Consider the following 11,296-nt stretch of genomic DNA (forward strand, 5'->3'; position numbering starts at 1 on the left):
GGGCTGCCCCTCAGGTGCCGTGGCGGCCGCCGCGGCGCCGGTGAGCGTGGCGAGTCCGGCCGCGACGGCGGCGCGGCGGGAGGAGCGACGGGTGGGTGACGGCGACGGCGTCTCGACGGATCTCGGCATGGGCGGGATGATACGTCCAGCGCTGGCGCCGGACGCCTACCGCCGGGTGTGGGTCGGTGGCTCGCCGAAGCGGCGCCGATAGGCCCGACTGAGGTCGTTGGCGTGTTCGTAGCCCAGCACGTGCGCCACCTCCTTCACCGAGAGGGTGCTGGTGGTCAGCAACTCGCGGGCCCGCGCCATGCGCGCCTCGTGGAAGTACGCCAGCGGGCTCATGCCCTCGGCCGCGGCAAACAGCCGGTAGAGCGTCGACTGCGAGACGGCGAGGTAGTCGCACAATCGCGCGATGGGCTCGCGCGAGTCGAGGTGGGCGCGCATCCAGGTCCGCGCCAGCGCCACGCCGTCGGAGGCGTCGCCGCCCGCCTCGCGACGATCCAGCACCTCACGCTGGATGGTGGCATCGAAGAGGATGCGGCAGCCTTCGAGATACGACGCGTCGGGCCCGGGCACGCGCAGCACCTCGCGCCGGCAGAGGTCGTGCAGTTGCAGGAACGGCTGCCGTTCGTGCCGCGCCAGTGCCCGCGTCACGTACGACGCGCGCAGGTCGGTGCGGCCCATGGTCCCGGTGAACGACCGCCACATCCACATCCGGAAGCGCGACTGCCCCGACGCGGCCCCCTTCCAGCCGAAGGGGCAGTCCGGGCCGATCAGGGCCAGGGTCCCGGCCGGCATCCGCAGCGCCTGTCGCCGCACGACCATGGTGGGCGCGCCCTCCTCGATGAGCACGCAGACCCAGCCCTCGTGGCGGCTGGCGGGAATCGGCTGCCGATGGAAGTCCCGGGTGCCCCAGGCCAGGTACAGCAGCGGCAGCGTCGCGTCCTGCGCCTTCCAGAAGGAGCGGTCGCGGGCCGGCAGGTAGAGGTGGCGGCGCTCCGGGCCAGACATAGCACCAACATTCACTCAATTTCTGCGGCATGTTCAAGGGGATTGCGCCACGGGGCGTTCCGGCTACGCTGGTCGGACCATGCAACGCCGAGAGTTCCTCCAGTCCGCGGGGCTGATCGCCGCAGGTGCGGCCGTCCCCACGATCCTGCCGTCGCGCGTCTTCGGCAGGCAGGCGCCGAGCGAGCGCATCACGCTGGCGTTCATCGGCACCGGTCGCCAGGCGCAGACCATGAACATCCCCGAGTTCATGGCCGTGCCCGGCGTGCAGGTGGTGGCGGTGTGCGACGTCGACAGCTGGCGCCTGGATCGGGCGAAGACCCTCGTCGAGTCCACCTACGCCACGAAGGCCCCCTCGGGCACGTACAAGGGATGCGCCACCTATCGCGACTTCCGTGAGGTGCTGGCCCGCACCGACGTCGACGCCGTCATGATCTCGACGCCCGACCACTGGCACGTGCCGATGGCGCTGATGGCCTTGCGTGCCGGCAAGGATGTGTCGCTCGAGAAGCCGATCACCCGCTACATCGCCGAAGGGCGTCAGCTCGTGAACGAAGTGGCGACGCACAAGCGCGTCTTCCGTGTCGACAGCGAGTTCCGCTCGCTCGAGCGCTTCCATCGTGCCGTCGAACTGGTCCGCAACGGACACCTCGGCACGCTGCGCACCATCCGGGTCGCGTCGCCGAAGGAGGAGTTCCCCCAGGAGGCCGCCGTCGAGGCGCCGGTGCCCGCCGAACTCGACTACGACCTGTGGCTCGGTCCGGCCCCGAAGGTACCCTACATGCAGAAGCGCGTGCACAATCCGCGCGACATCAAGGGGCGGCCCGGCTGGTTCCGCAGCACGATGTACGCCGACGGCATGCTCACCAACTGGGGCGCGCACCTGGTGGACATCTGTCAGTGGGCCAACGGCACCGAACGCACCGGTCCCATCGAGGTCCAGGCCACCGGCAAGTACCACGACGACCCCGTCTGGGACGTGCTCGAGACGTTCGACGCGCGCTACCGGTTCGCCAACGGCGTCGAGATGTTCTACACGATGGACCAGCCGCACATCCGCTTCGAGGGCGACAAGGGCTGGCTGCAGGTCAACTACTCGAAGTCGGCCGCCCATCCCGAGTTCCTCGAAGCCAGCCGTCCTTCGATCCTCGCGGTGCAGCTGGGCGCCGACGCTCTCCGCTTCCCGCTCCGCAGCGAGCGCGTCGACTTCATCGACGCCGTCAAGCGTCGTGGCCAGACGATGGAGGATGCCGAGATCGGACAGCGCACCATCTCGATCTGCCATCTGGCGCACATCGGCGTGAAGCGCCAGGGCAAGGCCCTGACATGGGATCCCGCCGCCGAACGCTTCACCAACGACGACGAGGCCAACCGCCACCTGCAGGCCCCCGCGGGTCGTGGTGACTGGGGGACGAAGTGAACGGCATTCGGCATTCGGCATTCGGCATCGGCCGCGTGGCGCTCGCGTTCGCGCTCGTGCTCCTGCTGGCGCCACTCGCCGTGGCTCGTCCCGAGTTCTTCGTCTTCGACAACGGCGCCGGGCGAGGGTCCTGGACGCCCGAACAGCAGGCGCAGACGCTGAAGGCACTCGGCTACGACGGTATCAGCTACAACTACACGACGCCGGAGGAGCTCGCGCGCTGGCAGAAGGCGTTCGCCGCCGTTGGGCTGAAGATCTACGGCCTCTACGTCCACACGTACATCGACACCGAGGCATTCGATCCTCGGCTGCCGGAGGCGATCCGCCTGCTGAAGGGGACCGACACGGTGCTGTGGATCACCGTGCGCGAATCGAAGGTGACGGGTAATCACGACGCCCGCGCCGTCGACAACGTGCGCAAGGTAGCCGACCTCGCGCAGGCGCAGGGCGTGCAGGTCGCGCTCTACGGTCACGCCGGTTTCTATGTCGAGCACGCCACCGACTCGGCCCGCATCGTCGGCAAGGCAAAGCGGAAGAACGTCGGCGCCAGCATCAACCTGTGTCACGAGTTCATGAGCGGCGTCGGCGACCGGCTCGACGCGACGCTGAAGGCCGTGGCCCCGCTGGCCACGCGTGTCAGCATCAACGGCGTGGACCTGGCGGCAAAGACGTGGATCACGCGGCTCGACCAGGGCGACTTCGACATGGTCGGCTACCTGCAGCAGTTGAAGGCGGCCGGCTACGACGGCCCGATCGGCCTGCAGGCCTACAACGTTCCTGGCGACCCACGCCAGAACCTCGCGGCCAACATCGCCACGTGGCGCCGCATCGCGACGCAACTCGAGGAGCGCGCCCCGGGCGCCCCGCCGCAGAACGCCCTGACGGCGCGTGAAGAGGCCGAGGGCTGGCGGCTGCTGTTCGACGGCAGGACCACCAGCGGCTGGAAGGGCTTTGGCAAGCGCGACTTCCCCACCCAGGGGTGGGTGGTCGAGGACGGCACCATCAAGGGCCTCGGCAAGAAGGGCGGCGACATCATCACGACCACGTCGTACGGCGACTTCGAGTTCGCGTGGGACTGGCGGCTGTCGTTCCAGGGCAACAGCGGCATCAAGTACTTCGTCGACGAGGCGCGGGGCAATGCCGGCGGCGCCATCGGCCACGAGTACCAGACGATCGACGACGACAACTACACGGTGATGTCCCTGAACGAGCGCCAGAAGACCGGGGCGTGGTACGACGTCATCCCTGCGGCGAAGACGGCCGCCCGCCCGGTCGGCGAGTGGAACACGTCGCGGCTCGTCGTGCGCGGCACCACCGTCGAGCACTGGCTCAACGGCGTGCTCGTGCTCGGGTACGACATCACCAGCGAGCAGGCCGCGCGCGGCATCGCCACCAGCAAGTTCAAGGACGTCAAGGGCTTTGCCGACAAGATCCGGACGCCCCTCCTGCTGCAGGATCACGACACGGTGGTCTGGTTCCGCAACCTCAAGATCCGCGAGTTCGACGCTCGGTGAGCTCGGTCCGCTGGACCGTCGTCGTCCTGCTGTTCTTCGCGGTCACGATCAACTACGTCGATCGGGCCGTGATCGGTGTCCTCAAGCCGCTGCTCGACGAGGCGCTCGGCTGGGACCAGAAGGACTACGGCTGGATGGTCACGGCGTTCCAGGCCGCGTACGCCGTGGGCTATGCCGTCTCGGGTCGCCTGCTCGACCGCTTCGGCATCCGCCTCGGCTTCTCGGTGGCCGTCGCCCTGTGGAGCGTCGCCGCCATGGCGCACGGCGCGATGACGACGGTGGTGGGCTTCAGTGCCGCACGGGCCGCGCTCGGGCTGGCGGAGGGCGGGACGTTGCCGGCAGCGGTCAAGGCCGTCAGCGAGTGGTTCCCGAAGGAACAGCGCGCCTTCGCCACCGGCGTCTTCAACGCCGGCAGCAACGTCGGCGCCATCACCTGTCCGATCGTGGTGCCCTGGCTGGCGTCGCGCTGGGGCTGGGAAGGCGCCTTCGTGGTCACCGGGGCGATCGGCTTCCTGTGGCTGGCGGCGTGGCTCTGGATCTACAGGAGTCCCGACCAGCATCCGCGCGTGAACGCCGAGGAACTGGCGTACATCCGCCAGGATCCGCCCGACCCGCCGCGGCCGCCCCTGCCCTGGGCGGCGCTGCTCGGCCGGCCGCAGACGTGGGCGTTCATGATCGGCATGATGGCGTCATCGCCGGTCTGGTGGTTCTACATCTTCTGGGTGCCCGACTTCCTCAACAAACGGTTCGGGCTGGGACTCACCCAGAGCAGCCTGCCGCTGGTGACCATCTTCACGGTCGCGAGCCTCGGCGGCATCGCGGGCGGCTGGCTGTCGTCGACGCTGCTGCGGCGCGGCTGGACGGTGAACGCGGCCCGCAAGACCGCCCTGCTGGTCTGCTCGGTGTGCATCCTGCCGGTCTTCCTCACCCCGCTCGTGCCGGTGACGCACGTGTGGTGGGCGGTGGCGATCGTCACGCTGGCCGCGGCCGCGCACTGCGGCTACGCGGCCAACCTCTTCACGCTGGTGAGCGACACGGTGCCCCGACAGGCGGTGAGCTCGGTGGTCGGCATCGGCGGCATGGCCGGCTCGATCGCCGGCATGTTCTTCGCCCAGCTGGTGGCGCGGGTCCTCGACGCGACCAACAACAACTTCTTCGTGCCGTTCGCCATCGCCGCGTGTTCGTATTCGCTGGCCCTGCTGGCCATCCACCTCCTGTTGCCGAAGCTCGAGCCGATGGACCTGTAGCGGCTAGAACTCGTCCGTGACGATGTCGGCGGCGGCGACGCCGAACTCGTGCCGCAGCATCTCCCGCGTCGCCTGCACCATGAGGGGCGGACCGCAGAGGAAGTACTGGGCCGACGACGGGCTCGGATGTGTGGCCAGGCAGGCACGACGCAGGACGTCGTGGATGAAGCCGGTGGCGCCGCGCCAGTCCTCCTCGGGCAGCGGTGCCGACAGCGCGACATGGAAACGGAAGTTGGGGAACCTGGCTTCGAGGTCGCGGAAGTAATCCTCGTAGAACACCTCCTGCCCCGAGCGTGCGCCATACCAGTACGACACCTGACGTCCCGTCTGCAGCGTCTCGAACAGATGCGAGAGGTGCGCACGGATCGGCGCCATGCCAGCCCCTCCGCCGACGTACACCAGCTCACGATCGCCGTCGCGAGGCAGGAAGTCGCCGAAGGGCCCGCTGGCCTGCACCGTCTCGCCGGGCTTGAGTCGCCACACCCACGACGACCCGGCGCCGGCGTCGCAGTCCTGCCCGCTCGGCGGGGTCGCGATGCGCACGTTGAAGCGCAGTTCGCGGGTCGGCGAGGCCGGATTGGTCGCCAGCGAGTAGTTGCGCTTCACCGACAGCGTGTTGTGCGCCCGCAGGTCGAACAGGTGATGCGCCGCCCACACCGACGCATACGGCTCGTCGACGGCGATCTCGGAGAGCCGCACTTCGCCGTACGCCGGGATGTGCAGCTGCATGTACTGCCCCGGGGCGTATGCCGGCCAGTCCGAGGCCCGACTGTCGACGCCCGACTCCCGGTCCGGCGCGAGCGGCGCGAGCACCAGCTCCTTGATGAACGTCGCCACGTTGTGGTTGCTGACGACGCGGAACGTGTAGACCGGGGCCGACGCATCAGGGACCTGGGCGCGGGAGACGTTCAGCCACACGCGTCCGCCCTCCTCCTTGACCGCGTGGGTCCGCAGCGCGAGACACACCGGCAGGCGGCGCGGTTCGCCGGTGACGACATCGAAGCGACCGTTGTGCTTCGGACATTCGACGAGGGTGCCGCTGACCATGCCGTCGGCCAGGTGGGTGTTGCCGTGGGTGCACATGCCGTCGGTGGCGTGCACCGTGCCTCGTGCGGTGCGATAGACGGCGTACGTCTGGTCGTGGTGGTCGACGCGAATCACGTCCTCGGCGCGGAGCACGGTGCTGGCGCACACGTCGATCCAGCCCTCGGGTGAGGGGACACCCGTCGGGATGATGGCCGCGGCCGTCGGTCGGGTGCCGACGGGGCGCGCGGTCGGCGGCAGCGCGCGGCGCACGTACCAGCCTGGCTCGCGGATCTGGCGGAGCACGGCCGGCACGATCTCGCGGTATGCCGCCAGCAGGCTCGGGTACGGCTCCGGGCAGTCGTCCCTGACGAGGGCGTGCAGGCGCGGCAACTGGTGATACGGCACCAGCGGGAACATGTGGTGCTCCGTGTGGTAGTTCATGTTCCAGTAGAGGAACCGGTGCACCGGGTTCATGTAGATCGTCCGGCAGTTGAGCCGGTGATCGAGTACGTTCTCGGCCAGCGCGGCGTGCTGCGTCCAGCCATAGATCGCCATCAGCCACGCGCCGTAGAGGTTGGGGCCCAGCACGAAGACGAACGGCAGCCAGGTGCGGAAGTACACGCACAGCCCGATCATCGCCAGCACGATCGCGGCGTAGAGGCGGGCCCGCAGGAACACCTTCGGGTACTCGGACGGCGGGATGAAGGTGGCTTCGATCGGCGTGACCCGTCCGATGGCGTGCAGCGTGATGTTGGTCACATACCGGCGCCACGCCCGGTAGTTGAAGACCTTGAGGAACATCTCGAGCAGGTCGGGTGGCCGCGGGATGGCGATCTCGGGGTCGCGCCCCACGATGATGGTGTCGCTGTGATGACGGGTGTGGCTCCAGCGCCACGGCACCGACTCGCGCAGCACCATGAACGACGCCACTTCGTAGAGCGCGTTGTTCATCCAGTCGGTGCGGAAGGCCGTGCCGTGGCCGGCCTCGTGCCAACGCGCGTCCGACGCCGAGGCGTAGAGCACGCCGTAGATCATCATCGGCACCAGTGCCCACCACGACTGCCAGAGCGCCCAGGTCGCACACCCGCTCGCGGCGATCAGGCCGAAGTAGAGCAGCGTGTCCCGGATGGCCGGGCCATCCCGGCGTTCGAGCAGCTCGCGCATCACGTCACGCGGGACCGGTGACGTGTACCAGTCGGCGTCCGCGAGCCCGCGCTCGATGGCGCGCACGGTGTCGCGACCGACGAGGCTGTAGTCCTTGCGGCGTGCCTCTTCGGCGTCCGCGGCGACGGGCGTGAGGGTGACGGTCGTCATGGGCGTGCTTCCACAGTACCGTCGGCCAGGGCGCGGCGGCGGCGGGAGGTCGGCGCCGCAACAATTGCCAGACTGTCGCTGCTACAGAGGGACCGCTCGCCGGACGCCCGCCGCCGAGCTCACGGACGTGACGGCGCGGCGGCGAGGTCGCGGCGCATGTCGGCCGGATCGTCCATCACCGGCGACTCGACCATCGCCTTCCAGTTGAAGCGGCGGTCGAACGGCGAGAAGGCCACCGCCGGGTCGAACAGGCGCCGGTCCACGTCGAGGGCCGAGTACGGCGTGATGTCCGGAGTGTCCGTGAAGATGTCGTCCACCAGCGTCGCCGTCCCGTCGAACTGGTTCAGCGCTGGCAGGCCCAGCAAGGTGAACTGCAGACGCATGACGGAGCCGAAGCTGGCCAGCACCGGCGAGACGTAGCCCCGCTTGACCCACGGGCTGATGAACATCAGCAGCGATCGGTGCGCGTCCACGCTGTCGGTGCCGCCCTGCGCATCGTCTTCGGTCACGACGATGAGCATGTGCGGCCACCACCGTGTGTGCGACAGCCGCTCGACGAGGCGGCCGAGGGCCAGGTCGTTGTCGGCGACGTAGGACTCGCGGAACGGATAGCCGTCCTCGGGATGCTCGCCGGTCATGTGGTCGTTGGGGAGGACGATCGTGAGGAGGGACGGCAGTGGTTCGTCTCCGCTCTCCCAGCGATCGCGCAGTTCCTCCTCGAACATGTCCATGCGGTACTGGTCGGGGATGGCCATGTTGTACGTCGGGTACTTGCGCGAGGATCGGTCGAAGAGCGCCTTGGGCAGCGGGAACGAGACCGCCATGCGGATGCCGGTCTCCTTGTGCATCTGCTCCTCGATCGACTGCGGCATCTCGGCGCCGAAGCCGAAGTTGTAGAACGACACGGCGTGTCGCGACAGGTGCTCCCAGAGGGCGCCGGCTTCGTTGTAGTCCTCGGGGTTGATCACGGCGCTGGCGCCGTTGACGTTGCGCCGGCCTGGCGCGGTGCCGAAGGGACGCGACTCGATGCGCGATCGCGCGTTCACTTCGACCCACTCGTTCGGGTAGACGCCGACGACCCAGCGGTGCCCGGTGTTGGACTGATCCGCATCGCAGTAGAAGTTGTCGCTGATCGCGAACCGGTCCGCGAGCGCATGGTGGTTCGGCGTGATGTCCACCCGGTCGAGCACGCGCGTGCCGTCGCGACTCGCCACCCGCACCCCGAGCCCGAGGGTGGCCCCGGCCGGATTGCCGCGCGCGTTGCGCCGCTGGCCGAAGACCTGGTCGAACGTGCGGTTCTCCTTGACGACGAAGACGATGTGCGTGATCGGGCCGTCGGCACGGGAGTTGTCGTACGGCAGTCGGCGCGACGCCTCCGCGGGTACGGCCCGCCGCACGTAGGTGTTCTCCACCACCTGTCGCGTGCCGTCGGTCAGCACGGTGCCGCGCGGTGCGTCGACGATCTGCAGGGTGCCCTGCATGATGTCGCCGGGATGCAGGCCGCGCCCCGGGTCTGCGAAGTCGGGCCCGGCGTTCCGACCGGATCCGAGTCCCTTGGCACTCGCCACGTACAGCCGCTGGCCATCCGGTGACAGGGCGAGCAGCGCCGCGAACCAGCCCGCCGGCACGTAGCCCTCGACGCGCCGCGTCCGCACGTCGATGACGGCCACCGCGTTGAGCCCCGCGCACGCGACGTAGAGCCGCGATTCGTCGGCCGTCAGCGCCACCGAGAACGGCAGCACACCGCGCAGCGTCTCGAGCCCGGGCACGTTGAGTTCGATCTCGGCCACCCGCGCGCCGGTGGCGGCGTCGAGCACGCTGACCGTGTCGTTGGTCGCGTTGGAGACGTAGATGCGATCGCGCCCGACCGCCAGCGCGCCCGGACTGGCGCCGCCAACGGTGCGCGTGTCGCCACGCTCGGCGCCCACGAGATAGCCCGTGTGGATCTTCTGCGTCACCGTCGCCGAGGCGAGGTCGACCTTGAAGACCGACATCGCGTCGGGATGATTGAGCGGCCCGAGACCAGGCACCGCCACGCCCTCGACCGTGGTCCCCTCGACGGCCTCCCTCGAGGGGATGCCGTACGCCGGGAACGTGATGCCGGCCGTGGCGCGATTCTCCGGGGTGACGCCGTGAATGAGCGGGTATTCGAACATGCCGACGTTGGACACCCAGGCGGTGCGCTCGTCGGCCGAGAGCGCGATGGCGAACGGGTGGCGCCCGACGCGCACGGACTGCCGCACCCGGCCCGCGGCGACGTCGATCGTCACCAGCCGGAAGTTGGCCTGGTCCACGGCGACGATGGTGGTGCCGTCACGCGTCAGCACGAAGTCGCCGACGAAGCTGTCCGTGACGGTGTCGTCGTCGATGTCGACGACAGGCGTGACCAGGCCCGTATCGAGGTCGAGGCGCAGGATCTGCCCCTCGTTGGCGTTGCTGTAGTAGAGCGACCGGCCATCGGGCGAGAAGGTGACGCCCATGTAGGTGCCCGACCCGTACGACTCGTCCTTCGTCCCCCGCGGCGGATAGCGCCGGATGGCATGCGGTGGGGCCAGGTCGACCACCTCGATCGCATCGGCCCGCAACAGTGCCGCGCGGGACTGGTCGGGACTGATGGCCAGCCCCCACGCGTACGAGTGCGTGCGGATGACGATGCCGGCCGGTGTCACGCGACGGCCATTGACGAGCGTGGCCGTGGTGCCGCGAATCGTGGCCTGCTCCATTCGTCCGGGCGGCTCGAGTTGTGTGGCGCGCGATGGCGCGCTGCCCGAACGCACGAGCCACACGCCGGCCCCGGCGATCGACAAGGTGACGACGAAGAACGTGGCGATGGCAGAACGCGCGGCGCGAGGCACGCCGGAGAGCATACCCAACCGCAGGCGAACGGACACGCCCTACTGGGGGTACTCCGGGTCGTGCGTCCGGAGGCACTCGGGACAAATCCCGTGCGAGAAGGACGTGTCGGTGTGTGACGCGACGTACTCCTCGATCTGGGCCCAGTCGCCATCGTCGTCTCGCACCTTGCGGCAGTGCATGCAGAGCGGCAGGAGATCGGCCAGCGTCCTGACCCGATCGAGGGCCTGACGGAGTTCCTGCACGAGCGCCTCGTTGGCGGCCAGGGCCTCGCGCAGCTTGGCCTCGCGCGCATGCAGGGCGAGTTCCATCTCCTTGCGTGCGGTGATGTCGGTCAGCGCCCCGTGGTCGTCGAGCGCCTTGCAGGCCTGCGGCAGATCGTCCGGATGCACGTGGCGCGTCCAGGTGTCGACGTGGGGCGTGAGCGTCGCCAGATCGTGTCCCAGCATCGCCGCCCACCGCTGACTGAAAGCGCGCCGCGCCACGCGGGATGTGCCACAGCCAGAACCCGTCGTCGACGCCCACCACCATGTCGGTGAGCACGTCGTGCGGCGCGCGGAGTTCGGTGCGCGCACGGAACTGCCCGGTGACGTCCCGGCCAACCGAGATCCAGCCGGTCTGCCGGCCCGCGTCGTCATGCAAGGGTGTGGCCACGCCGCCTGGCGCCGGGCGGCAGGGAGGCGCGCGGGACGGGTACCCACTCGCCGGTGTAGTACGATCGACGGCTGCGGTCGGGGACGGGGCGTAGCTCAGCCTGGTAGAGCGCTCGCTTTGGGAGCGAGAAGTCGCAGGTTCGAATCCTGTCGCCCCGACCATCCTCGCGTTGCTCGGCTGGTCGGCGCGACCGCCTTCAGGCCCGCGGCTCCGCCAGCGGCTCGCCGTCGGGCTCGAATCCTCCCCCCGGAGCCATCCTC

At 69.3% G+C, this 11,296-nt stretch carries 7 protein-coding genes and 1 tRNA gene; 4 read left to right on the top strand and 4 right to left on the bottom strand.

Going from position 1 to position 11,296, the window contains the following annotated elements:
• Positions 1-165: 165 nt before the first annotated feature.
• Complete coding sequence (locus Q0C41_RS25900; protein WP_291988906.1) at positions 166-1,011, bottom strand: AraC family transcriptional regulator; 846 nt, start codon at positions 1,009-1,011, stop codon at positions 166-168.
• Between the two features lie 79 nt (positions 1,012-1,090).
• On the opposite strand from Q0C41_RS25900, the gene Q0C41_RS25905 reads away from it, so the two are divergent.
• The 3 genes from Q0C41_RS25905 to Q0C41_RS25915 are packed head-to-tail and all read left to right on the top strand — an operon-like array spanning position 1,091 to position 5,189.
• Positions 1,091-2,428: a Gfo/Idh/MocA family oxidoreductase gene (locus Q0C41_RS25905; RefSeq protein ID WP_291988908.1), complete on the top strand. Its 1,338-nt coding sequence runs from the start codon at positions 1,091-1,093 to the stop codon at positions 2,426-2,428.
• A gap of 35 nt (positions 2,429-2,463) precedes the next feature.
• Positions 2,464-3,942, top strand: coding sequence for a family 16 glycoside hydrolase (locus Q0C41_RS25910; RefSeq protein ID WP_291988910.1), 1,479 nt, complete (start codon positions 2,464-2,466; stop codon positions 3,940-3,942).
• Positions 3,939-5,189 carry an MFS transporter gene (locus Q0C41_RS25915; protein WP_291988912.1) on the top strand — a complete coding sequence of 417 codons (1,251 nt, stop codon included), beginning with the start codon at positions 3,939-3,941 and terminating at the stop codon, positions 5,187-5,189. Before Q0C41_RS25910 ends, Q0C41_RS25915 begins: the two co-directional genes overlap by 4 nt.
• A 3-nt stretch (positions 5,190-5,192) precedes the next feature.
• Here Q0C41_RS25915 and Q0C41_RS25920 read toward each other — a convergent pair whose 3' ends face one another.
• From Q0C41_RS25920 to Q0C41_RS25930, 3 genes are all read right to left on the bottom strand, one after another.
• Positions 5,193-7,529, bottom strand: coding sequence for a fatty acid desaturase (locus tag Q0C41_RS25920; protein ID WP_291988914.1), 2,337 nt, complete (start codon positions 7,527-7,529; stop codon positions 5,193-5,195).
• A gap of 119 nt (positions 7,530-7,648) precedes the next feature.
• The gene (locus tag Q0C41_RS25925; protein ID WP_291988916.1) at positions 7,649-10,384 is read right to left on the bottom strand and encodes an alkaline phosphatase family protein; all 2,736 of its coding nucleotides are present in this window, start codon (positions 10,382-10,384) and stop codon (positions 7,649-7,651) included.
• A 39-nt stretch (positions 10,385-10,423) separates the two neighbouring features.
• Complete coding sequence (locus Q0C41_RS25930; protein ID WP_291988918.1) at positions 10,424-10,867, bottom strand: PAS domain-containing protein; 444 nt, start codon at positions 10,865-10,867, stop codon at positions 10,424-10,426.
• A 253-nt stretch (positions 10,868-11,120) separates the two neighbouring features.
• On the opposite strand from Q0C41_RS25930, the gene Q0C41_RS25935 reads away from it, so the two are divergent.
• Positions 11,121-11,197: transfer RNA gene (locus Q0C41_RS25935), tRNA-Pro, on the top strand.
• Positions 11,198-11,296 lie beyond the last annotated feature (99 nt).

The sequence above is a fragment of the Luteitalea sp. genome (assembly GCF_022842525.1).
Classification (GTDB): domain Bacteria; phylum Acidobacteriota; class Vicinamibacteria; order Vicinamibacterales; family Vicinamibacteraceae; genus Luteitalea.